22 protein-coding genes and 1 pseudogene are annotated in these 22,321 nt (G+C 55.6%); 10 read left to right on the top strand and 13 right to left on the bottom strand.

From position 1 onward, the window contains the following. Positions 1–5 precede the first annotated feature (5 nt). The 6 genes and pseudogenes from proB to gpt all read right to left on the bottom strand — a co-directional run bounded on the left by proB (position 6) and on the right by gpt (position 5,479). Positions 6–1,110, bottom strand: a pseudogene (proB, locus tag DPA2511_RS21075) (glutamate 5-kinase). 124 nt (positions 1,111–1,234) lie between these two features. Next, positions 1,235–1,594 (bottom strand): sigma factor-binding protein Crl, encoded by a 360-nt coding sequence (gene crl / locus DPA2511_RS04785; protein ID WP_012764559.1) that lies wholly within the window; start codon positions 1,592–1,594, stop codon positions 1,235–1,237. A 118-nt stretch (positions 1,595–1,712) separates the two neighbouring features. After that, positions 1,713–2,984: a diguanylate cyclase domain-containing protein gene (locus tag DPA2511_RS04780; RefSeq protein ID WP_012764558.1), complete on the bottom strand. Its 1,272-nt coding sequence runs from the start codon at positions 2,982–2,984 to the stop codon at positions 1,713–1,715. Continuing rightward, entirely contained in the window at positions 2,968–3,522 is a 555-nt protein-coding gene (locus DPA2511_RS04775; protein WP_012764557.1) for a YfiR family protein, read from the bottom strand. Before DPA2511_RS04775 ends, DPA2511_RS04780 begins: the two co-directional genes overlap by 17 nt. Positions 3,523–3,621: 99 nt before the next feature. Continuing rightward, positions 3,622–4,869, bottom strand: coding sequence for an esterase FrsA (frsA, locus tag DPA2511_RS04770; RefSeq protein ID WP_012764556.1), 1,248 nt, complete (start codon positions 4,867–4,869; stop codon positions 3,622–3,624). A 151-nt stretch (positions 4,870–5,020) separates the two neighbouring features. Next, a complete protein-coding gene (gene gpt / locus DPA2511_RS04765) occupies positions 5,021–5,479 on the bottom strand; it encodes a xanthine phosphoribosyltransferase (protein WP_012764555.1) in 459 nt (152 codons plus the stop codon). Between the two features lie 234 nt (positions 5,480–5,713). Between gpt and DPA2511_RS04760 the strand changes: the two genes are divergently transcribed. After that, positions 5,714–5,905 (top strand): hypothetical protein, encoded by a 192-nt coding sequence (locus DPA2511_RS04760; RefSeq protein WP_012764554.1) that lies wholly within the window; start codon positions 5,714–5,716, stop codon positions 5,903–5,905. Positions 5,906–6,094: 189 nt separating this feature from the next. Then, positions 6,095–7,555: a beta-Ala-His dipeptidase gene (pepD, locus tag DPA2511_RS04755; RefSeq protein WP_012764553.1), complete on the top strand. Its 1,461-nt coding sequence runs from the start codon at positions 6,095–6,097 to the stop codon at positions 7,553–7,555. A gap of 68 nt (positions 7,556–7,623) precedes the next feature. Here the strand turns inward: pepD and dinB are convergent, their stop codons facing one another. Next, positions 7,624–8,682: a DNA polymerase IV gene (gene dinB / locus DPA2511_RS04750; protein ID WP_012764552.1), complete on the bottom strand. Its 1,059-nt coding sequence runs from the start codon at positions 8,680–8,682 to the stop codon at positions 7,624–7,626. A gap of 370 nt (positions 8,683–9,052) precedes the next feature. Between dinB and dpaA the strand changes: the two genes are divergently transcribed. Continuing rightward, complete coding sequence (gene dpaA, locus DPA2511_RS04745) at positions 9,053–9,802, top strand: peptidoglycan meso-diaminopimelic acid protein amidase (RefSeq protein WP_012764551.1); 750 nt, start codon at positions 9,053–9,055, stop codon at positions 9,800–9,802. Here dpaA and DPA2511_RS04740 read toward each other — a convergent pair. Together DPA2511_RS04740 and lpcA are read right to left on the bottom strand one after the other, a co-directional pair. Continuing rightward, on the bottom strand, positions 9,773–10,540 hold the full coding sequence (locus DPA2511_RS04740) for a class II glutamine amidotransferase (protein WP_012764550.1): 768 nt from the start codon (positions 10,538–10,540) through the stop codon (positions 9,773–9,775). The two genes, dpaA and DPA2511_RS04740, sit on opposite strands and share 30 nt — an antisense overlap. 31 nt (positions 10,541–10,571) lie before the next feature. Then, positions 10,572–11,153 carry a D-sedoheptulose 7-phosphate isomerase gene (gene lpcA, locus DPA2511_RS04735; RefSeq protein ID WP_012764549.1) on the bottom strand — a complete coding sequence of 194 codons (582 nt, stop codon included), beginning with the start codon at positions 11,151–11,153 and terminating at the stop codon, positions 10,572–10,574. A 254-nt stretch (positions 11,154–11,407) separates the two neighbouring features. Between lpcA and fadE the strand changes: the two genes are divergently transcribed. Next, positions 11,408–13,846 carry an acyl-CoA dehydrogenase FadE gene (fadE, locus tag DPA2511_RS04730; protein ID WP_012764548.1) on the top strand — a complete coding sequence of 813 codons (2,439 nt, stop codon included), beginning with the start codon at positions 11,408–11,410 and terminating at the stop codon, positions 13,844–13,846. Positions 13,847–13,907: 61 nt separating this feature from the next. Here fadE and mtnK read toward each other — a convergent pair whose 3' ends face one another. Continuing rightward, positions 13,908–15,110: an S-methyl-5-thioribose kinase gene (mtnK, locus tag DPA2511_RS04725; protein ID WP_012764547.1), complete on the bottom strand. Its 1,203-nt coding sequence runs from the start codon at positions 15,108–15,110 to the stop codon at positions 13,908–13,910. A gap of 147 nt (positions 15,111–15,257) precedes the next feature. Between mtnK and mtnA the strand changes: the two genes are divergently transcribed. After that, on the top strand, positions 15,258–16,286 hold the full coding sequence (mtnA, locus tag DPA2511_RS04720) for an S-methyl-5-thioribose-1-phosphate isomerase (RefSeq protein ID WP_012764546.1): 1,029 nt from the start codon (positions 15,258–15,260) through the stop codon (positions 16,284–16,286). A 45-nt stretch (positions 16,287–16,331) separates the two neighbouring features. Here the strand turns inward: mtnA and DPA2511_RS04715 are convergent, their stop codons facing one another. The 3 genes from DPA2511_RS04715 to DPA2511_RS04705 are packed head-to-tail and all read right to left on the bottom strand — an operon-like array spanning position 16,332 to position 18,195. Continuing rightward, the gene (locus tag DPA2511_RS04715) at positions 16,332–16,874 is read right to left on the bottom strand and encodes a 1,2-dihydroxy-3-keto-5-methylthiopentene dioxygenase (protein WP_012764545.1); all 543 of its coding nucleotides are present in this window, start codon (positions 16,872–16,874) and stop codon (positions 16,332–16,334) included. A gap of 14 nt (positions 16,875–16,888) precedes the next feature. After that, positions 16,889–17,581: an acireductone synthase gene (gene mtnC, locus DPA2511_RS04710; RefSeq protein ID WP_012764544.1), complete on the bottom strand. Its 693-nt coding sequence runs from the start codon at positions 17,579–17,581 to the stop codon at positions 16,889–16,891. Next, positions 17,578–18,195 (bottom strand): methylthioribulose 1-phosphate dehydratase, encoded by a 618-nt coding sequence (locus DPA2511_RS04705; protein WP_012764543.1) that lies wholly within the window; start codon positions 18,193–18,195, stop codon positions 17,578–17,580. Before DPA2511_RS04705 ends, mtnC begins: the two co-directional genes overlap by 4 nt. A 186-nt stretch (positions 18,196–18,381) precedes the next feature. On the opposite strand from DPA2511_RS04705, the gene DPA2511_RS04700 reads away from it, so the two are divergent. The 5 genes from DPA2511_RS04700 to DPA2511_RS23830 form a co-directional block, all read left to right on the top strand. After that, the gene (locus DPA2511_RS04700; RefSeq protein ID WP_012764542.1) at positions 18,382–19,539 is read left to right on the top strand and encodes a pyridoxal phosphate-dependent aminotransferase; all 1,158 of its coding nucleotides are present in this window, start codon (positions 18,382–18,384) and stop codon (positions 19,537–19,539) included. Then, complete coding sequence (locus DPA2511_RS04695; protein WP_012764541.1) at positions 19,527–20,294, top strand: amidohydrolase; 768 nt, start codon at positions 19,527–19,529, stop codon at positions 20,292–20,294. Before DPA2511_RS04700 ends, DPA2511_RS04695 begins: the two co-directional genes overlap by 13 nt. A gap of 772 nt (positions 20,295–21,066) precedes the next feature. After that, positions 21,067–21,267: a hypothetical protein gene (locus DPA2511_RS23340; RefSeq protein ID WP_153247074.1), complete on the top strand. Its 201-nt coding sequence runs from the start codon at positions 21,067–21,069 to the stop codon at positions 21,265–21,267. Continuing rightward, positions 21,257–22,030 (top strand): YbfB/YjiJ family MFS transporter, encoded by a 774-nt coding sequence (locus tag DPA2511_RS21065; protein WP_023638175.1) that lies wholly within the window; start codon positions 21,257–21,259, stop codon positions 22,028–22,030. Before DPA2511_RS23340 ends, DPA2511_RS21065 begins: the two co-directional genes overlap by 11 nt. 67 nt (positions 22,031–22,097) lie before the next feature. Further along, positions 22,098–22,321: IS481 family transposase (locus DPA2511_RS23830; protein ID WP_023638174.1), on the top strand; the 224-nt coding region annotated here is incomplete at its 3' end.

Here is a 22,321-nt window from a genome sequence, read left to right as displayed (position 1 = left end):
GCTCCTTAATTGATAATCATGTCGTCCCGATGGACTGCCACCGGGCCATATTCATAACCGAGGATATCGGCGATTTGCTGGGAATGATGCCCGGCGATCATCCGCAGCGCATCGCTATTGTAACGAGTGACGGCATGCGCGAGATCCCGGCCCGCCAGGTTACGAATGCGAATCACCTCACCGCGGGAAAAATTGCCGTCCACATGGCGGATGCCTTTCGGCAACAGGGAACTGCCTCGCTCCAGAATCGCCACCGACGCACCGTCGTCCACAGTGATTTCACCGGCCGGCGGCGCACCGAAAATCCAACGCTTGCGGCTTTCCAGCGGCGTTTCCAGCGCATGAAAGCGGGTTCCGACCGACACATCATTGATCACATCGCCGATCACGCCCTGGCGGCTGCCTGCAGCGATAATGACATCGATCCCGGCGCGACAGGCGACATCCGCCGCCTGTAGTTTGGTGGACATGCCGCCAGTCCCCAAACCAGAAACGCTGCCGCCGGCGATTTGTCGCAATTCATCCGTAATGCCCTGCACTTCACGGATCAACTCCGCGTCAGGGTTGGATCGCGGGTCGGCAGTAAACAACCCGGCCTGATCCGTCAACAATAGCAGCTTGTCGGCATCCGCCAACATCGCAGCCAATGCGGACAAATTATCGTTATCGCCGACTTTGATTTCGGCCGTAGCGACCGCGTCATTTTCGTTAATAATGGGAACGATATGGTTATCAAGCAGAGCGCGCATGGTATCGCGGGCATTGAGGAAACGCTCACGATCCTCCAGGTCTGCGCGCGTCAACAGCATCTGCCCAACATGAATGCCGTAGATGGAAAACAGTTGCTCCCACAATTGAATCAGTCGGCTCTGCCCTACCGCCGCCAGCAACTGTTTGGTGGCGATAGTAGGCGGCAACTCCGGATACCCCCAGATGTTCACGCCCAGCCGCAATCGCGCCAGACGTCACAATGACAATACGATGCCCCGCTGCATGCTGCTGGGCGCACTGACGCACCAGTTCAACGATATGGGCACGGTTCAGGCGACGCGACCCCCCTGTCAGCACGCTGGTGCCCAGTTTTACAACCAAAGTCTGGCTGCCACTCATAGTCTTTCTACCGTTGCGTTGTTGATGTATGAAAATAAAATAAACGGATGTTGTAACAGGAGAGACGCGCTATGCCAACAGGCATAACGCGAAACACCACGATCAAGCCGCTAATCGGCAAGCATCACGGTCGTTCTGAAAGGGAAAAGGGAGGTTCGAGTTCCTGTACCAGATTTTTCAGCCGGATGTGGAAATCCTGCTGGGTTGTACGTACTTTTGTTTGCACCTCAGGCTCCTTAATAGGCTCATCAAGCCAGTTGCCCGCCTTGTCAAACAAGCCAAAACGGTATGAATAAAACAGGGTCTGCTCCTGAGCGTCCAGCTCCAGCCACCATCCCCAAAATTCGCGCGTTTCCGGCGCTGGTTTGATACTGACACAGACCGCCAGACAGTCAAAGAAAAACCGGTTATCGCCACATTGATCTTCGCGCAGATAAGGCCCTAGAGAGGCAAAGCGCTTTATGAGTCTGCTTTTTAATCCCATATGATCATCTCCTCAGATTGCGCCTTAATGATTAGTAGAAGATCAATGATTTATCAACCCGCATTGCCGTTATCCCCCGAGTAGCACGACAAAACGTCGCAGCAGACGAAGGGGTTGCTTAGAGTACAGATTCCGATAACCGGCGCATCCGCGTCGTCGCCAATCGAAAATACTGCTTGTCCAGATACATCGCTTTATCGGCCTGCGCCATCAACGCTTCCGGCGTCATCTCCGGCTCCGTCATCGCAATGCCGATACTCAGCGATATGCTTACTTTCAGCGATTCATCTAGCGGAATCGGCTCCTGCATGGCTTGACGGATGCTGTCCGCTACCCGTTCTACGTCACTGACGTCATGGATATCCGCCAGAATCAGGGCGAATTCGTCGCCTCCCAGCCGGGCCGCTAAATCCTGCTTGCGGGAATAACGCGCCAGCCGATTCGCTATCGCTATCAGCACCTGATCGCCTGCGGCATGTCCATAGGTATCGTTGATATGCTTAAAACTGTTGCCGTCCATAAACAGCAATGCCGCACTCGTCTGATGGTGCCGATCCGCCAGAATGTTTCCCAGCGCCCCCAAAAATGCCGTGCGATTCGCCAACCCGGTCAAGGGATCGCGCAACGAACGTTCGAGCAGAGAGTCATTCTCCTTGCGCATCTGCTGCTGCCAGCTTTCGATTTCATCCAGCAAGCTATTGAGATCATGCCCAAAACTGTCGAGCTCGGCGATTTTCACCTTGGGTATACGTCGGGAAAAATGACGATTATTACGAATGTCGTGCACGACTTCGGCAATATTGTGCAGAGCCTGGATCAGACCGCGGTGCAGACGGTGGGAAATAAAAATAGCCAATATTGACGCCAATAAAATGCACAGCGTCAGCGACAACAAAGAGAACGAGACGAACTGTCTTATCGTCGTATCGGTACCGGCAATCTCCAGATACCCCACCAGTTGTCCGCGATGATAGATGGACTGTTTTACCGAACCGCGAAACAGCCAGCGCGAGGTAAACAGGGAAAACCAACCAGGCTCCTCTTGTTCTGCGGCACGCCAGTTAGTCAGCACATTACCCTTGGCATCGCTCAGCACAGCGCGACGGAATTGCTCCTGCTGGCCCAAACTCGCCAGCATTTCGTTCGCCGCCGTACCATCGCGAAAAACGACTGCCGCTTCAACATTACGGCTCAGGGTATAGGCCAGCAGCTGCAGATTTTTATCCGCATACTGTTTAAAGGAAAACAACGAAGCGGCGGTAATCAGCATCCACGAAACCACCATGGTGATAATCACCACCAGCATATTAATGCGGGTCAATGCCTGCCTGAATGTTGCATTCCCGGCGCAATGAGGCGTGTTAGGTTCTGAACTATTCACAATGTTCATCCCGAGTCTTAGCGAGAATCAAAACATCAGGATTTACACGAATTCCAGTCCGAACCAACGCATCCATATTGATGGAAAAACTCACACGTTTATCAGCAAAAATCAGGCAAAAAGAGCTCCCGCCAAGACACCTGGGGGATTGTTCGGAGATCGTCAGTAGCGGCTGGCCCTGGACGCGGTTGATAATCGCCATCTGCTGGGCTTCGTTCTCTTCGCCAAAGTAGACGACATCGCACCCGGACGATAAAAACTCCTCGCTATTTTCCACTTTTATCGCTTCAAATACCGCTTTTTCCTGCAGATAAGGCGGTGTGATCAACGCCGATAAAAAATGGGAGGAGGCAAATACGCACAGTAACGGTTTTTTATTATGGAATATCGGCCATCGGGAATAACTGATGATGCCCGATACCGTCCGTCGGACATCCGATGCGGCCACCTGTGCCAGGTCATCTTGCAGGTCTGGAGTATGCGCCCATGAAAAATTCAGGGTTAACGCCGTGATAAACGCAACAAAGAGCGTCCTCTTTTTGATCATGTCGGTATCAGGCCGTTATCAGAACAAGTAAACATTAGCGATGAGGAAGGACAGCCTCGTCGCGCCATCATATGCCATGACATTCTTTGGAAGCGATGACTAAGAGCGCTCATGCAACCAGGCAGTGACTTGTTGCAAGGCGGAGTCGAAATTTCTGTACACCGGAGAGAAATCCAGCGACAGCAGTTTCCCATTCGCTGACGAATCGGTTATCAACAGGGATTCTTCCTTCGGGCTGATGACATCGCCTCGCCAGAACGCCGATAGCATCGGCGTCGGGCAACGTCGGCCAAGTAATCCCTGAGTTTTCAGCGAATAACGCCCCATTTCCGTCAGCAACGCCGAGTCGGTTGAAAACGGCATGCCCAATCGGCTGGCCATGACATCCATGTACATATCGGGAACCTGACTCTGCCGTTGGGAATCCGCCAGCAAATGGTGAACGATGGGCCCCAGACAGGCCACCCCTTTCAGACGACCTGCCTCAAGATAAGCCAGTCGAACAGCGATATTAGCGCCAAAACGGAAACCGAATGCCGTCACCCGGGAATGATCGACCCAAGGCACGTCCGGCAGGGCTTTAAGCACTTGCTGATGCAGAAAACTTGAATCCTGATCAAGCTTCCAGCGGGAGGAAAACCCAACAGAAGGAACATCCACCGTCAGCATCGCCATCCCCGCCGGCGCCAGATAATCCAGAAACAGGCGATGATAATCGCTTTGCAGCATGTCCAGACTGCCGCACATCAGCACAGTGGGATAAGGTGCGCGCCCCTGCGCCGGTAGATGCAAAAACGCGGTCAAACTGCCGCCCCCTTCCACCGGAAAAGCCAAATTTTTCAGCTCATAGCTCAACAGCCCGGCGGCTTCTTCATAAGCACGGTTAGACAACGTCTGGGCCTGCTCCGCCAACTCATCGCCCTTAAGATGGGGATATGCGGCGATACTGTACAAATTGGCGGCATTCAACCAGTGCTGACCCGCCGCGTTCGGATTTTGCTCATGGGTCGCCTGTTGCTGCTGACACATCCCCTGAGCCACCCATTCATAAATCCAGTTTCCACTACGGTAGCCGATCACGGTATCCAGCAACTGTTGATGGCTGCGCTCGGCCTGGCTGGCGGCGATACGAGACAGAACTTCTTCGATCTCCCAAGGCCCCACGCCGCGCCAAATCCACATCAGCCGGTTAAGCATACGATACCAGTTGCGATTATGCCGGCCTTCCAGCGCGGACAGCATCGGCTTATCCGACACCGCCTCATTACGAGTCCGATGGATAAGCGTGGAGGTCTCCTGATGTTTTACCCTGGGTTTAAACAGCGTTTCGGACAAGTTGGCCTGCACAACAGCCTCCGTGGATAGCGCAAAAGAATATGCTGGGGAGTTTACCTAACAGCCTGGGAAGAAGACAAATGACGCCGCAACAAACGCCACAAAACGCATACGCCCGGCAAATGCCGGGCGTAAACAGGAAATACAGAAAAGAATTGGGAAATCAACGACCAGACAACGGCGGTACAAACACCACACCCATGTCCCACGGCTGTTCAATCCAGGTATCCTGCGGAATATCAACAACGTAATCATCGACTAACGGCCGGCCGGCCGGTTTGGCGAAAATCGTTACAAAATGAGCTTTGGGGTACATCTCGCGAATGGCTTTGGCGGTTCCACCGGTATCCACCAGATCGTCAATCACGATAAAACCTTCACCATCACCTTCAGCGCGTTTCAATACTTTCAGTTCTCGCTGATTGTCATGATCGTAACTGGAAATACACACGGTATCGACATGACGAATACTCAATTCACGGGCCAACAACGACCCTGGCACTAAACCACCGCGGCTGACGGCGATAATGCCTTTCCATTGTTCGGCCGGCAGCAGACGCTGAGCCAGTTTACGGGCATGAATTTGCAACATATCCCAGGTGACGACGTATTTTTCACTCATAAAATCTATCCCGGCCAACGCTGACGTTGGACTTAACTAGAAGTCGGAGGGGGGAAATAAAGTTGCGCGGCATTATAGATATCTGATCGGACAAAAACCAGAGCTTATGCGAGTTTCCCGGCAACCATAACGAATTGGTAATGAAACCTCCGTCATGTATGTAAAAAATTATTAGACCACATGTTACAGCCAGGTTAAAAAGCAACTGAATAAAAAACAGCCAGGAGAACACCTATGAATACATTCGATCAGATGCTCCTCGCACAACTGGACGTGTTAGCCCCTTTATTATGCATTGCGCTGGCCATCTTGCTCTGCGCCGAATTGATAATCAGTTTCCGCATTCTTGCCTATCGACGGCTCGTCCCCATCAGAATACAGCAACGGACGCCAACCCAGACACCAGAACAAACCCCGCCACGCTGAACCTAATGCCCGGGGATACCCCTCCCCGGTTTTATTTCAATCTGCACATAATTGATAATCCATATAGTCACGCCACTCTCCCCCTCTGTTGGAAAGTGTTATCCTCTGACACCTCGCCTGAACATTCAGGCCGTTCCGTATTTCCTGGCGCCCGCCATATGGCGGCAGCCAAACTGGAGAGATTAACTCGTGTCTGCATTATCCCAACTCTCCCCACAGCCGCTGTGGGACATTTTTGCCAGCATCTGCGCGATTCCGCATCCGTCCTATCATGAAGAGCAGATCGCCGCCTATATTCTCGCTCGGGCCCAGGAATGCAGTATCCATGCCGAGCGAGATCAAGTGGGTAATATCCTGCTGAGAAAACCGGCCACCGCCGGAATGGAGAACCGCAAACCGGTTGTTCTGCAGGCACACTTGGATATGGTGCCGCAGAAAAATAACGATACTGTCCACGATTTTACCACTGACCCCATTACCCCCAGGATTGACGGTGAATGGGTCAAAGCCTGCGGCACGACGCTGGGTGCGGACAACGGTATCGGTATGGCATCGGCACTGGCCGTTCTGTTTGACGACAGCGTCGAACACGGCCCATTGGAAGTGCTGTTGACCATGACGGAAGAAGCGGGCATGGACGGCGCTTTCGGCCTGCAACCGGGCTGGCTACAGGGTGAAATGCTGATCAATACCGATTCCGAAGAAGAGGGCGAAGTTTATGTTGGCTGTGCGGGCGGTATCGATTTCAAAACCCGCTTGCCGCTGACGCGCGAAGCGCTCCCGGCCGGTTATCAAACACTGACATTGACCATTAAGGGACTGAAAGGCGGCCATTCCGGCTGCGATATTCACCTTGGGCTCGGCAACGTCAACAAACTGCTGGCGCGTTTTCTCGCCGAACAAGCCATCGCGCTGGATCTGCGCATTGTCGATCTGCACGGCGGAACCCTGCGCAACGCCATTCCACGCGAAGGCGCCGCCACGCTGGCGGTTGCGGCCGACAACGTCGCATCGCTGCAAACGGCGGTTCAGCATTATCTGAGCACGCTGAAACTGGAGCTGGGCGCCGTAGAGAAAAATATCGACATTAAACTGGAGCCGACGGAAAACGGCACGGCCGTGCTGAATATCGACAGCCGCGACCGATTAATCGCGCTGCTCAACAGCATGCCGAACGGCGTTATTCGTATGAGTGATGATTTCAAAGGCGTCGTCGAAACTTCGCTGAATGTGGGTGTCGTTACGCTAAATGATACCCATGCGGAGATTCACTGCCTGATCCGCTCGCTGATCGACAGCGGCAAAGAGTATGTCGTCGGCGTCCTGACGTCGCTGGGCCGTCTGGCTGGTGCGGAAACCGTCACCAAAGGCGGTTATCCGGGCTGGAAGCCGGACGCGACCTCCCCGGCCATGCAACTGGTACGCGAAACATATCAGACGCTGTTCGGCAAAACCCCGAATATCATGGTGATTCATGCCGGGCTGGAATGCGGTCTGTTCAAGAAGCCGTATCCGGAAATGGATATGGTTTCGATCGGCCCGACGATTACCGGCCCGCATTCGCCCGATGAAAAAGTCAACATTGCCAGTGTGGCGCTGTACTGGCAATTGCTCACCGCACTGCTGAAAGCCATCCCGGAACGGCGTTAATCAACGCGCCTCTCGCCTCAATGCAACATCGTGCCTGGCTGATGGGCACGATGTCTCTCCCCTTCGCACTACTCCCATTGAAACACCAACTGGCGTTCCAACTGGGGATCCAGTAACGAAACGTGCAGCCCCACCAACCGAACACCGCGCGATTCCCGACGCTGCTGCCAGGTTTGATGCGCCAGCCGGATCAGATCAGATTTGTTCAGCTTCGGCCAGACGTGCTCCTGCGTCGTCTGCCGGAAATCATCGAATTTCAGCTTTACCCCCTGTCGGGCGATATGCAGATCCGGCCGGACGCGCCGCAGACGGGCCTCAAGTTCAGCGTACAACCGCTCGATCAACGCCTCACAGGCCGGCCAGTCATGAATATCCTGGGCCAGCGTGGTTTCCACGCCGACCGACTTACGTAAACGTTCGGGGGAAACCCGGCGTTCATCAATCCCGTGGCAGCGCTCCCACAGTATCCGGCCAAACTTGCCAAACTCCTTCAGCAACTCCGCCAACGCATAACCCCGCACATCAGCGCAATTGTGCAGCCCCCGCTCGGCCAAACGCCCTGCGGTCACTTTACCCACGCCAGGAATGTTCGCTAACGGCAACGACAGCAGAAACGGCTCCATGTGCGCCGGTGTTATCACGAACAGCCCGTCGGGCTTATTTTGCTCCGACGCCACTTTGGCCAGGAACTTGATGGGCGCAACGCCTGCGGACGCGGTTAACTGCAATTCATTGGCTATCGTTTGACGGATTTCTTCGGCGATCAACGTCGCGGAACCACTGCATTGCGTACTGTCGGTCACATCCAGATAGGCTTCGTCCAGCGACAGGGGTTCGATCAGCGAGGTATAACGGGCGAAGATCTGCCGAATTTGATACGAAACGGCTTTATACACGTCCATCCGACCGGGCAACAGCGTCAGATGAGGGCACAACCGCAGCGCGGTAGCCGTCGCCATCGCGCTGTGAACGCCGTAACGGCGTGCCGGATAGTTGGCGGTGCTAATCACGCCGCGCCGATCGGCTCGACCGCCAATCGCCAGAGGAATATGGCGCAGACGCGGGTTGTCCCGCATCTCTATTGCCGCATAAAAGCAATCCATATCGATATGAATGATTTTGCGCATCGCCCCTCCTGAAAACTGTATAAATATACAGCCTCATTGCTAAGGCGGCAAGGCACAACCAACGCCGGAGAGACGCTATTGCTCGTAGGTAAGTCGTACCGAAAAACCGCCCCAAACCGGCACATACCGTCGGGAAAAAAGCACGTATCGCCTCCCGCTCCATCGATGGCTAAACAGACCGGCTTTTTATGCTTTTTACGCTTTGAATCAGACAAGAGGCAATGTTAATGTGGCAACGCTACACACCCGGAGCGGCGTCCGCCGGATAAAACCGACACAGTTTCCACTGAAAATACGGCTCTTTCGGGTAGGTAAGGGAAATACGGACCATACCGTATATAACAACAGCTCCAGCCATCCAGGATTCATAATGCAAAAAGTCGCACTATCGCTTGCGATGTTGTTTTTTTTGCCTTCCGTTGCCATCAACAGCCATGCCGCTCAAACCGCGCCGGTAACGACCAATACGACACAACAGCCCCTGCAACAGCCGCAGCAGTCCGCCATCGGTTCACCCGTGTATATCCAGATTTTCAAGGAAGAGCGGGTATTGGAACTGTATAGCAAATCAGGGAATGACTATCGTCTGGTGCAGAGTTACCCCATCTGCAAATTTTCCGGCGGGTTGGGGCCGAAGAAGACCGAAGGCGATTTCAAAAGCCCGGAAGGGTTTTATCAGGTGGATTTACGTCAGTTGAAACCCGACAGCCGCTACTATCGCGCCATCAATGTCGGCTTTCCCAACGAATACGATCGCGCTCAGGGGTATTCCGGCCGTTATCTGATGATCCACGGCGAATGCGTGTCCATCGGTTGCTACGCGATGACCAACAAGTCTATCGACGAAATCTATACCTATGTCGAAAAGGCGCTGCGCAACGGTCAACAGAAAGTGGATATCGCTATTTATCCGTTCCGGATGACGGAGCAAAACATGAAGCGTCACAGCCGTTCGGTGGATTACAAATTCTGGTCGCAGTTACAGCCGGGTTATGCCTTTTTCAACCTAACCCATCAACCGCCCGCAGTATCGGTGGCGAACGGCCAGTATGTGATCAACAACAAAACCATACCGGCCAGTCCGCCCGCATCACACTATGCGTTCGCCCAAGCGAAATAAGACAAACTCACCTGGCATGAGCGCATGCCAGGTTTCATTGCCGGTGAGCGGTAATGTCGCCAGCACAGTGACCACGTCGTCAGGCGTGGTTTGTTGCTGAAAGTCGATTTCCACATCGTCATCAAGCAGCGTTGCCTTGCCGAACGGCGCCCGCCGGGTAATCCAGTGCAAACGGGTCGAACAGTACCCCATCACGAAATCACCGTCCGACAGCAGCATGTTGAATACCCCTTTCTCCCTGAGCTGATCCGCCAGCGAAGCAATGTAACGGAACACTGACGGCCAGTACGTCGGCTTACGCGGATAACGCTGAGACAATTGATGCAGCAGCCAGCAGAAGGCATATTCGCTATCCGTTTGACCTACCGGCCGGAAATTGCCGGTTTTCAGACTACGGTAGCCCTTCAACTGGCCGTTGTGGGCGAACGTCCAGTTACGTCCCCACAGTTCACGGGTAAACGGATGGGTATTCTCCAGCGTGACTTCGCCGCGATTCGCCTGCCGGATATGAGAAACCACAGCGCGGGACTTGATAGGATAATTTTGCACCAATTGGGCGATGGGAGAGTCGCAACCAGGCAGAGGATCCTTGAACGTTCGACAGCCGTTCCCCTCGTAAAACGTAATCCCCCAGCCGTCACGGTGCGGCCCGGTACGACCGCCTCGCTGCATCAACCCGGTAAAGCTGAAACAGATATCCGTTGGAACATTGGCGCTCATCCCCAGCAGTTCACACATCGTTAATTCCTTGCCCCCTCTCCGGCGGCGATCAGTGGCCCGCCATTTCTTTCTCAACCAGTTGAATCAGAATGTGAATCGCCTTGATATGCACTTCCTGAATACGGTCGGCATAGCCAAAATGCGGAACGCGAATCTCGACATCCGCCATTCCCGCCATCTTGCCGCCGTCCTTGCCGGTCAGGGTAATCACTTTCATGCGCTTAGCGCGAGCGGCGTTGATCGCTTTAATGATGTTGCCGGAATTGCCCGACGTAGAAATACCCAGTAAAACATCGCCTTCACGCCCCAGGGATTCCACATAACGGGAAAAGACGAAGTCATAACCGAAGTCATTGCTGACGCAAGAGAGATGGCTCGGATCGGAAATCGCAATGGCCGGATACCCCGGGCGATTCTCGCGGTAGCGGCCGGTCAGCTCCTCGGCAAAATGCATGGCGTCACAGTGAGAGCCGCCATTGCCACAAGAAATAACCTTACCGCCGGCTTTGAACGCATCGGCCAGCAATACCGCGGCATTCTGTATAGATTGAATATTGGCGTCGTCACTTAAAAATGCGTTCAGCGTGGCAGCCGCTTCATTCAACTCATTACGGATTAAGTCCTGATACATGGAAACCCTCTTATTCAGTGAAATCATGAATTTTTCGACCAGAAGTGTAGCGGATCACCCATACTGCGAGAAGCAAACAATCGTCAAACGGTAGCATTGTACACAGCGGGCATGCCCCGCGATCGCTTTGTGAGTTGAGTTGTAATTACGATGTAAATGAATTGATCGAAAACATACCCTGGACTACAACGACACTATAGCGGCAAGTCGGACCTCTTTGCCAGGCTGACCCATAGATACGGGAGAATGCGCATATGGTTACGGTCAGTATTCTACTTCTGCTCATCATTACAGCTGTTCTGTTCTACCATCAGGTTCCTTTGTGGCTCAGTGGGATATTGCTGGTCGCCTGGTTCGGCGGTCTGGCATGGCTTGGTGTTTGGTCTTACTGGTTGCTGGCGCCGTTAATCCTTCTGTTATTGCCGCTCACCCTACCGCCGTTGCGCAAGCGGCTGTTTTCCGCCACGGCGCTGAAACTGTTCCGACGCGCGATGCCCGCAATGTCCAGCACCGAGAAAGAAGCTATCGACGCAGGCACCACCTGGTGGGAAGGCGAATTGTTTCGCGGCGCGCCGGACTGGCGTCAGTTGCACGCCTACCCGCGCCCGACGCTGACGCTGGAGGAGCAGGCGTTCCTGGAAGGGCCGGTGGAAGAGGCCTGCCGTATGGCCGACGATTTTGAAATCACCCATGAACAGGCAGACCTGCCGCCGGAGCTCTGGCATTTTCTGAAACAGCACCGCTTCTTCGCGCTGATCATCCGCAAAGAGTATGGCGGCCTTGAATTTTCCGCCTACGCCCAGGCGATGGTGCTGCAAAAACTGGCGAGCGTATCCAGCATTCTTGCCATCACCGTCGGCGTGCCGAACTCGCTCGGGCCGGGCGAACTGTTGCAACACTACGGAACCGAGCAACAGAAAGATCACTACCTACCCCGGCTGGCGCGCGGCGATGAAATTCCCTGTTTCGCGCTCACCAGCCCGGAGGCCGGCTCCGATGCCGGCGCGATCCCGGATTTCGGCGTAGTCTGTTATGGACAGTGGCAAGGCCAGCAAGTGCTAGGAATGCGGCTAACCTGGAACAAACGCTACATCACGCTGGCGCCGGTCGCCACCGTACTGGGGCTGGCGTTCCGTCTGTATGATCCCGACCACCTGCTGGGGGACAAAGATGATATCGGCATCACCTGCGCGCTGATTCCAGCGCACATGGAAGGCGTCAGCATCGGTCGCCGTCACTTTCCGCTCAATGTGCCGTTCCAGAACGGCCCGACCCAGGGCAACAACCTGTTTGTCCCGCTGGATTGCATCATCGGCGGGCCGTCGATGGCAGGCCATGGCTGGCGCATGTTGATGGAATGCCTGTCGGTCGGGCGCGGGATCACCCTGCCGTCAAATTCGACCGGCAGCCTGAAAGGCATCGCGCTGGCGACCGGGGCCTACGCCCGCATTCGCCGCCAGTTCCGGCTGCCTATCGGCCAGATGGAAGGGATCGAGGAACCGCTGGCTCGCATGGCGGGCAATGCCTACGTCATGGACGCCGCCGCAACGCTCATCACCGCCGGGATCATGCAAGGCGCACGCCCCGCCGTGCTGTCCGCCATCGTGAAATACCACTGCACCCATCGGGGTCAGCGCGCCATCATCGACGCCATGGACATCGCCGGTGGCAAAGGCATCTGCCTTGGCCCCTCGAATTTCATTGCTCGTAATTATCAGGGCGCCCCCATCGCGATTACGGTAGAGGGCGCCAATATTCTTACTCGCAGCATGATTATCTTCGGGCAGGGCGCCATCCGCTGCCATCCTTATATTCTGAAGGAAATGCAGGCGGCGCAGGAAAACAACCTGAAGGATTTCGACCAGGCGCTGTTCGGGCATCTCGGCCATGTCGCCAGCCGCTTGCTTCGTAGCCTGTGGCTTGGCGTCACCAACGGCAGAACCAGCGCGTCCCCGGTCAACGACGCCACCCGCCGTTATTACCAACGGCTGAACCGGCTCAGCGCTAATCTGGCGCTGTTGGCGGATGTCTCCATGGCTGTACTCGGCGGCGGGCTGAAACGCCGCGAACGCCTGTCGGCGCGGCTTGGCGATATTCTCAGCCAACTGTACCTGGCCTCCGCTACGCTCAAACGCTACGACGAAGAAGGCCGTCAGAGTGCGGATTTACCGCTGGTACGTTGGGGCGTGCAGGATGCGCTGCATCAGGCCGACCAGGCCATCGACGCACTACTGGCCAACTACCCCAACCGGCTGCTTGCTCGCGTGCTGCGCGTGATGGTCTTCCCCTTCGGCGCCGTCAACCCGCCGCCGTCCGATGCGCTGGATCATCAGCTGGCGCGGTTGCTGCAAACGCCGTCCGTATCCCGTAGCCGTCTGGGGAGAGGTCTGTATCTGAAATCCGGCGCCCGCCACGCGGCAGCGCAGATCGAACATGCGTTGCAGGATGTACTGGCCGCAGAGCCCATCCACCAACGGCTGTGTCAGGCTGCTGGCCGCAGCTTGCCGTTTATGCAGTTGGATCGATTAGCGGAGCACGGCCTGGCGGAGGGAACAATCACGTTGGAAGAAGCTGAAATCCTTCAAAAAGCGGAATCCAGTCGGCTAAGAACCATCAATGTGGATGATTTCGCGCCGGACAGGCTGGCCAGCCGTAAACCGACGCAACGTCAGACGCAAAACGAAACAGCGTAAACGCCCCGCGAAGCCGGTTGCAGCCGGCTTCAATGCGTTCCCCAGATGTCACGCTGTACTCTCAGGCGCCGCTCTGGCGTACCCGCGCCAGCAACGCTTCCGGGCTGTCGATATGCGGTGCGGCCAACACCAGCGTTTTTCCTAATACGATTGCGTGGCGTTGGCAGGCCAGGCGGGCTTCCACATCCGCAATCGTCTCCAAATCCGCCACATGCGCCAGGCCGACGGTACGACGAATCAGTTCGGTACCGCAGTAGCCGACGGTATCCCGCCAGACCTGCTGCAGGAATTGCTCCGCATACCCTTCGACGGCCAACGCCGAATCCCGGCTGTTTTCCCGGGCGAGCACCGTAAAACGGCGGGCAAAGGTATGCCATAGCATCACGATATCCTCCAGCCGCCGTTCCCGCGCCGCAGCCGCTTCACGCGGTGCCTGCAACCCCGGCAAGCCGCAGTAATTGAGCAAAAGATTGCCCAGCGCCGAGCCGATATCAAAGCCCATCGGGCCATAGAAACCGAACTCCGCATCGATCACTTTGAGGCTCCCTTCCTTCACGAAGATGGAGCCGCTGTGCACGTCGCCGTGCAGCAGCGCTTCCGCCCGGGTCAGAAATGCATGTTTCAGTCCGGCTACCGCGCATTTCAGCGCCGCATCTCGCCACAGCGCTTCGACCTCGGAACGCAAAGCCGGATCGAACTGATTACGCTCATGGTCGGTATAAGGATCGGTAAAAAACAGATCTTCCGTAATTTGGCATAACTCAGGATTGGTGAAACGGCTCACCGCCGCTTTCTTCTCATGAGGATGCTGATAGAAATCGGAATAGTGAAATAACGTCTGGGCCAGATATTCACCCAGCTGTGCTGCCGCCAGTGGATAATCGCGCCCCTGTACCAGACCGCGACGCCAGATCTCATGATCGGACAAATCTTCCTGCACCATCACCGCCAGTTGCGGATCATGGTGCAGCACTGTCACGGTATGTTGCGGGCAGTAACGCGCGTGCGACAACAGGGTTTCCGCTTCGATGCGGGCGCGATCCAGCGTCAACGGCCAAGACTCACCGACGCAGCGCACATAAGGCAACGCTTGTTTGACGATCACCCGACTAATACCCTGAGAATCACGGATCTTAAAAACCAGGTTCAGATTGCCATCGCCGACTTCCTCGGCGTCAATCAACGACTGCGGATCCGCCACACCGCCGAACTGGCGGGCGTACTGCACGGCATCCTGTGCAGTAAAGGTACGGTAAAGCGACATAACCAACCTCTTTTGTCTCGGTGTGTTTGCGTTACTCGGTTTATCTGTGCTTTTAGACATAAAAGCATTTAGACGTCTATACTTCCGCAAGGCATATTGGCAGAATAGGTTCCCCGACGCAATAACGCAACATGGATTTAACCACTCATGCAGACCTTTAACACCACCAGTCTGAAAGTCGTTGATAACCAACTGTGGATCCTCGACCAACAGGCGCTGCCGCAGCAAAAAATCTGGTGCCCCTGCCCCGATGTCGCCACGCTGGTCGACCACATCCGCACGCTGCGGGTGCGAGGCGCGCCCCTGATCGGGCTGTCCGCCAGCCTGCTGCTGGCGCTGTTGGCGGAACAGGGGATGCCGCCGGATGCATTAGCACAGGCGCTGGAAACGCTGCGGGCATCGCGCCCGACCGCCGTCAACCTGATGAACAACCTCGATCGCATGAAACAGGCGCTGGCAGCGGCGGATTTCACCGGCGCCATGACGCAGGAGGCATTGCGGCTGATTGATGAAGACAAAACCTTGTGCGATCGCATCGCCGGGCACGGCGTCGGGCTGGTCAAACCCGGCAGTCGGCTGCTGACCCACTGCAATACCGGCGGATTGGCGACGGCGGGCATCGGCACCGCCATCGGGGTGATCCTGCGCGCTCACCAGCAAGGCAAGGTGGAAAGCGTCTGGGTGGATGAAACTCGCCCATTGCTGCAAGGCGGCAGGCTCACCGCCTGGGAGCTGGGTGAGTTGGGCATTCCTTATCGCCTGATTTGCGATTCTATGGCCGCCAGCCTGATGGCGCAGGGCCAGGTCGACGCGGTGTGGGTAGGCGCCGACCGCATTGCCGCCAACGGCGACGTCGCCAACAAGATAGGCACCTATAGCCTGGCGGTGCTGGCGCACTATCACGGCATTCCGTTCTATGTCGCCGCGCCGCACACCACGCATGACCCGCATTGCCCCAATGGGCAGGCTATCCCCATCGAGCAACGCGCCGCCAGTGAAGTCACCGGCGTCGCCGGCAGTTTCGGTCAGTGCCAATGGGCCCCAACGGATGCCGCGGTATACAACCCGGCGTTCGACGTCACGCCGGCGGCGCTCATCAGCGGTTGGGTGCTTGATAACGGCGTGGTGACGCCGCAACAGGTGCACGACGGCATTTTTCAACCCACACAGGGATAAGCGAGAGAGTGCGTGCCCGCCCACGGGCACGCGACTGCCAGCGGATTACGCCAGCTTCGGGTAAGTATCGGCGATGGTGTCGCCGGTGAAGTGAGCAATCCAGCCGTCGGGATTGTTGAACAGGCGGATGGCGGTGAAATGCGGCGCCGATCCCATATCGAACCAGTGTGGAGTGCCGGCCGGAACCGACAGCAGATCGTTCTTCTCGCACAGGATCTGGAAAATCCGGCCGTCCACATGCAGGCAGAACAGCCCGGCGCCCGCCACGAAAAAACGCACTTCGTCTTCCGCGTGAGTATGCTCGGACAGGAACTTGGCGCGCAGCGCCTCCTTCTGCGGACTATCCGCCCGCATGCTGATCACATCCCAACTCTGATAGCCCTTCTCCGCCACCAGTTTGTCGATCTCATGTTGATACGCCGCCAGCACCTCGTCGGCGGAAGGGGCATCGCTGAGTGGGCGATCCGCCTGCCAGCGCTCGAAATGCACGCCGATGGCGGCGAGCTGCGGTTGGATCGCCGCGGCGTCGTTACTCTGCCACAGCGGCTGTTGGGCATCGGCGTCACTGAAAATGGTTAACGCGCTCATGGGCGGTTCTCCTGTTAGTTGGCCTGATAGGCATTCAGATCGATCTGATCAAAACGGTTTACCTGACGATGACGGCTGTCGGTATCCGCGTCGTCACGGATCAACTGGCAGGTATGCCAGCCCGCCTGTTCGGCGGCATCCAGCTCCTGCCGGATATCGGACAGGAACAGCAATGCATCGGGCGATGTCCCTATCGACCGGGCGATATGCTGATAGGACGCCACATCGCGTTTGGCGCCGACGCGGGTATCAAAGTAATCGCTGAACCACGGCCGCAGGTCGCCCGCTTCGCTATGGCCGAACAGCAAATGCTGCGCCTCCACCGAGCCGGAAGAGTAGACATACAGCGCCAGTCCCTGTGCGTGCCAGGCGCGCAATTGCGGCGCCACATCGTCATACACATGGCCGCGAAAATCGCCGTTACGGTAGCCGGTACGCCAGATAATGCCCTGCAACACCTTCAGCGCCGGCGACTTGCGATCCTGATCCATAAACTGGTTCAGCACGACCAGCAGTCGCGCGGCGTCGGCCTGCGGCTCGCCCATCTCCTGACGCAGCACATCCAGCGCCCCGGCGATTTCCGGCACCTCATCCGCTTGCGCCAGCGTCGCCGCCAGCCGTTCGCGGGCATAGGGAAACAGAACATGATGCACAAAACGGATATCGCTGGTTGTGCCTTCGATATCGGTGACAATCGCTTTGATCATTTGGCCTCCAGTAATCGTCGTTGCAATTCGCACTGGAACAGAAACTCCAGCCCTTCGAGGTGGCGGCGGGCTTCCCCCACATCCCGCCCCCAACAATACAGGCCATGGCCGCGCACCAGAAAACCGTAGCGCAAAGGCGCAGTCTCGTGCAGAGCCGCAACGCGGGCCGCCAGCGCCGGAATGTCCTGATCGTTGTCGAAAATGGGGATCGTCACCCGATCGAGATGCGTCCGCTGGCCGCTCAGGGATTTCTGCATTTCATATCCTTCCAACACCAACGCCGCACGTTTCTCCACCCGAGACAACACGGTCGCGTTCACCGAATGCGTATGCAGCACCGCGCCGGCCTGCTGCGGCAACAGACGATACAGCAGGGTGTGCAGGCCGGTCTCCGCCGAAGGGGTGCGCCCGCTGGGGATATGATTGGAAGCAATATCCACTTGCAGAAAATCCTGCGCCTGCACGTTGCCTTTATCCTTACCGGACTCGCTGATCAGACACCATTGTTCATCGAGCCGAACCGACATGTTGCCGCCGGTCGCCGGGCACCAGCCTTTCTGACCGATCCAGCGACAGGCGGCCACCAGCTCGCTCAATTGCGGGTTGTTACTCATAAATCATCCTGTACAGGTGAAAAGGCAGCGCTTGAGTCACAAAGAATTAGGCTGCTTAGTCTATTTAGTTATGGCTTAGTGGGTTATGGAATTTAGCCGTTTAAACGTCCAAGCGTCTTGATTGCCAAATACTAGCATCGTGTTATATTGGCAGCAATACAGGCTTGCAGGAGTCCTTCTTCCGTCATGAGCGCCGCACTAATTCCCGACAGTAAGCTACCTTCCCTCGGCACCACGATCTTCACGCAGATGAGCACACTGGCGCAGCAGCATCAGGCCATCAATCTGTCGCAGGGGTTCCCGGATTTCGACGGCCCGTCGTACCTGAAAGAACGGCTGAACCACCATGTCAGCCAGGGCGCCAACCAGTACGCCCCCATGACCGGCGTCACCCCGCTGCGCCAGGTGATAGCGGAAAAGACGGCGGAACTCTACGGCTGGCAACCGGATGCGGAGACTGAAATCACCGTTACGGCAGGCGCCACCGAGGCGTTGTTCGCCGCCATCAGCGCACTGGTGCGCCCCGGCGATGAAGTCATCTGCTTCGATCCCAGTTACGACAGCTATGCGCCGGCGGTGCAGCTAGCGGGCGGCGTGCTGAAACGGCTGGCGCTGCAACCGCCCGCCTTCCGCGTCGACTGGGCAACCTTCGACACACTGCTCAGCGACCGTACCCGGCTGGTCATCGTCAATACGCCGCACAATCCGTCCGCCACGGTCTGGCAACGGCAGGATTTCCAGCAACTGTGGCAGGCGATCGCCGCACGGGAAATCTACGTGCTGAGTGATGAAGTGTACGAACACATCTGCTTCGCCGCCGAGGGCCATGCCAGCGTGCTGGCGCATCCGGAACTGCGACAGCGCGCAATCGCCGTGTCTTCGTTCGGTAAAACCTTTCATATGACCGGCTGGAAAGTGGGCTACTGCGTGGCGCCGGCGCCGCTGAGCGCCGAAGTACGTAAGGTTCATCAGTACCTGACGTTTTCCGTCAATACGCCGGCTCAGTTAGCCATCGCCGATATGCTGCGACAGCAGCCGCAGCACTGGCGCGAGCTGCCCGACTTCTACCGCGCTAAACGCGACCGCTTCGTCAACGCGCTGTCCGGCAGCCGGCTGGACATCCTGCCCTGCGAAGGCACCTACTTTCTGCTGGCGGACTACCGCGCCATCTCGACGCAGGACGACGTCAGCTTCTGCCGCTGGCTGACCGAGCAAGTCGGCGTCGCCGCCATTCCGCTGTCGGTTTTCTGTGACGCGCCCTTCCCTCATACGCTGATTCGGTTATGCTTTGCCAAACAGGAATCCACACTTGACGCCGCCGCGGAGCGCTTATGTCGACTTTAAAAATCACGTTGTTGCAACAACCGTTGGCCTGGATGGACGGCCCGGCCAACCTCAACCATTTCGACACCCTATTGGGTGACATCACCGGCCGCGATCTGATCGTGCTGCCGGAAATGTTCACCACCGGTTTTGCCATGGAAGCGGCTCAAAGCAGCCTGGAACAGAGCGTGGTGGAAAGCTGGTTGCGTCAGTGGGCGCAGCGCAACAACGCGCTGGTCGGCGGCAGCGTGGCGGTACAGACCAACAACGGCGCAGCGAACCGTTTCCTGCTGGCGGATCCGCAGGGTAACGTCTACCAGTACGACAAACGCCACCTGTTCCGCATGGCGGACGAACATGAATATTATCAATCCGGTGAAAGCCGGCAGGTTGTGGAATGGCGCGGCTGGCGCATTCTGCCGTTAATCTGTTACGACCTGCGCTTCCCGGTCTGGTCGCGCAACCGGCAGGATTACGATCTGGCGCTGTACGTCGCCAACTGGCCGACGCCGCGGGCGCCGCACTGGAAAACCTTGCTGACTGCCCGCGCGATTGAGAATCAAGCTTACGTCGCCGGTTGCAACCGCGTCGGCACCGACGGCAACGGCCACAGCTATCAGGGCGACAGCCGGATCATCGACGCGCAGGGCAACCTGCTGGCCAGCGCGCCGGACAATCAGGCGGCGCGCATCGACGCCGAACTGTCGCTGGAAGCATTGCAAAGCTACCGCGAAACCTTCCCCGCCTGGCGCGACGCAGATAAGTTTAGTTTGTGAATTATTCCGCCCTACTCCTACTTAACGCTGCCAGCGATGCAACCACGCAGCGCATTATCCTGTAGGGCGGTTTTCACCACGGAGCAGACTAGCGCCTCTCTGGCGCACCTTCCTCCACCGTGTTATCTCCCTTAATACCAGCAGCCTTACTGTTGGTTCTGACGCCATCAGCTCTGATGATCAGAATTCAGCGAACATCGGTGATATAAACAACGGGTTATCCCCTTAATTACAGCGAGTCTGCCTGTAGCCCAATCACGTTCCTCTAGTCAAAAGCGATTAACTGATAGTGTGAGTCTCCTCATGCGGGGAAATACGAGGCCAGTAATGCACATGGTGTGTTGGAATAACGTGAGTGTGACAGAGGTCAAAAAAAATTAATTCTTAACAATTGATAAAAATTTATGCTCGATCCTTTTATTAACACCATTGTAACATTCACACCCGGTACGTATTGAACGGCTATAAAGGAGTGACTGTCGGTCAATTGATTACAAGGAAGCTGTCATAAATGAAAGATCGCGTGAATTTGGTAGCAATACGCCTCAATAAAACAGGCAAGTATCCCAATCGCCCCGAACAATAACCCCAGTTAGAACAGCAATTAAGGAAGAGGCTATGAAGAGTATTGGCATTATAGGATGTGGCCCCAGAGGATTGAGTGTTATTGAACGGATAATTCGCCTTATGGAAGCAGCTACTCGCGAAAGGGTATGCTCGACTTTGCTACAACGGCGATTACCCCCCTGGCGGCATTGATGTGACGACGACAATGCAAGTGCTGAATAAAAATGGCGAAATACACAAAAATATGTGGGCGCTCGGATTACCTACAGAAGGAAACAAATTCTACACTTTTATTGTTCCCAGACCTGGAGTCAATTCAACAGCGATTGTTGACGCGGGGAAAGCGGTCAATCAATTGTTGGCACGTCTGATAGAGACAGCAAAGGTATCCGTTTATGTTGAATAACCGAATCATTAATCGAGACAGTTTAGCGGGTATGGGAGCGACGCTGATAGGAAATGGAATAGGTCGATTTGCCTATATTGCCTTGATGCCCGCATTAATTCAAAGTGACTGGTTTAGCAAAAGTGAAGCCTCATATTTAGGGGTGGCAACACTTCTAGGCTATATATTAGGCGCACCGGCAGCCAATGTTTTATTACGTTACTTTAGTGCAGGCCAATTAATTCGTGCAGCTATGTTGGTTAGCAGTTTTAGTTATTTTGGATGTGCGCTAAAAGAAGCGCCACTGAACTGGTTTTATGTTTGCCGCACGTTGGCCGGAATAGCGGGTGCGTTGTTAATGGTTGTTGCCCCCCCGGTCATTGTTCGTAAATACAAACCCAGTGTAAAAGCCAGAGTAAGTGGCGTTGTTTTCTCAGGCATCGGACTCGGTGCAATGCTATCAGGCACGCTAATCCCATTACTTATTTATTTCAGTATCATGTCTGCTTGGTTAGGTATGGGCGCGATTGCATTCGCAACAACAGTATTGACATGGAGTGCATGGAAAAACACTGACAAAACCTCACAACCTATTGATGCTAACGTCTCTTTTTTTCAGCTTTCTAAATTTCAAATAAGGAGCGTAGCACTTATTTTATTGGCTTATACCTGCAATGCGATTGGATATCTACCACATACTTTATTCTGGGTTGATTACATCGTAAGAGAATTAGGTATGTCATTATCTGCATTAGTCGCGACCAGATCTGACATATCAGCTTGAAAGAGTGAGAGTTACCGGTTTTGATATGGGTGTCGAATCCTTATACAAAACACTAGAGGTAACTCTCATGTTGCATACTAACAATCCTGTCATCAAACACAAAGCGGGTTTACTGAATCTGGCCGAAGAACTTGGTAATGTTTCGAAAGCCTGTAAAGTCATGGGCGTATCGCGCGATACTTTCTATCGTTATCGGGAGTTGGCTGAACAAGGCGGTGTTGATGCGTTAATCAACCGAAGTCGCCGTAGTCCGAACTTGAAAAACAGAACCGATGCAGCAACGGAACAGGC

This window comes from Musicola paradisiaca NCPPB 2511 (genome assembly GCF_000400505.1).
Classification (GTDB): Bacteria; Pseudomonadota; Gammaproteobacteria; order Enterobacterales; family Enterobacteriaceae; genus Musicola; species Musicola paradisiaca.
Note: the sequence above shows the minus strand (reverse complement) of the source record. Positions and strands in the feature narration are given on the sequence as shown.

Bases quoted from the DNA above. Each gene is read 5' to 3' on its own strand.
- crl (WP_012764559.1), bottom strand. From the start codon at position 1,594: ATGGGATTAAAAAGCAGACTCATAAAGCGCTTTGCCTCTCTAGGGCCT.
- DPA2511_RS04780 (WP_012764558.1), bottom strand. From the start codon at position 2,984: ATGAACATTGTGAATAGTTCAGAACCTAACACGCCTCATTGCGCCGGG.
- DPA2511_RS04775 (WP_012764557.1), bottom strand. From the start codon at position 3,522: ATGATCAAAAAGAGGACGCTCTTTGTTGCGTTTATCACGGCGTTAACC.
- gpt (WP_012764555.1), bottom strand. From the start codon at position 5,479: ATGAGTGAAAAATACGTCGTCACCTGGGATATGTTGCAAATTCATGCC.
- DPA2511_RS04760 (WP_012764554.1), top strand. From the start codon at position 5,714: ATGAATACATTCGATCAGATGCTCCTCGCACAACTGGACGTGTTAGCC.
- dinB (WP_012764552.1), bottom strand. From the start codon at position 8,682: ATGCGCAAAATCATTCATATCGATATGGATTGCTTTTATGCGGCAATA.
- dpaA (WP_012764551.1), top strand. From the start codon at position 9,053: ATGCAAAAAGTCGCACTATCGCTTGCGATGTTGTTTTTTTTGCCTTCC.
- DPA2511_RS04740 (WP_012764550.1), bottom strand. From the start codon at position 10,540: ATGTGTGAACTGCTGGGGATGAGCGCCAATGTTCCAACGGATATCTGT.
- lpcA (WP_012764549.1), bottom strand. From the start codon at position 11,153: ATGTATCAGGACTTAATCCGTAATGAGTTGAATGAAGCGGCTGCCACG.
- fadE (WP_012764548.1), top strand. From the start codon at position 11,408: ATGGTTACGGTCAGTATTCTACTTCTGCTCATCATTACAGCTGTTCTG.
- mtnK (WP_012764547.1), bottom strand. From the start codon at position 15,110: ATGTCGCTTTACCGTACCTTTACTGCACAGGATGCCGTGCAGTACGCC.
- mtnA (WP_012764546.1), top strand. From the start codon at position 15,258: ATGCAGACCTTTAACACCACCAGTCTGAAAGTCGTTGATAACCAACTG.
- DPA2511_RS04715 (WP_012764545.1), bottom strand. From the start codon at position 16,874: ATGAGCGCGTTAACCATTTTCAGTGACGCCGATGCCCAACAGCCGCTG.
- mtnC (WP_012764544.1), bottom strand. From the start codon at position 17,581: ATGATCAAAGCGATTGTCACCGATATCGAAGGCACAACCAGCGATATC.
- DPA2511_RS04705 (WP_012764543.1), bottom strand. From the start codon at position 18,195: ATGAGTAACAACCCGCAATTGAGCGAGCTGGTGGCCGCCTGTCGCTGG.
- DPA2511_RS04700 (WP_012764542.1), top strand. From the start codon at position 18,382: ATGAGCGCCGCACTAATTCCCGACAGTAAGCTACCTTCCCTCGGCACC.
- DPA2511_RS04695 (WP_012764541.1), top strand. From the start codon at position 19,527: ATGTCGACTTTAAAAATCACGTTGTTGCAACAACCGTTGGCCTGGATG.
- DPA2511_RS23340 (WP_153247074.1), top strand. From the start codon at position 21,067: ATGCAAGTGCTGAATAAAAATGGCGAAATACACAAAAATATGTGGGCG.
- DPA2511_RS21065 (WP_023638175.1), top strand. From the start codon at position 21,257: ATGTTGAATAACCGAATCATTAATCGAGACAGTTTAGCGGGTATGGGA.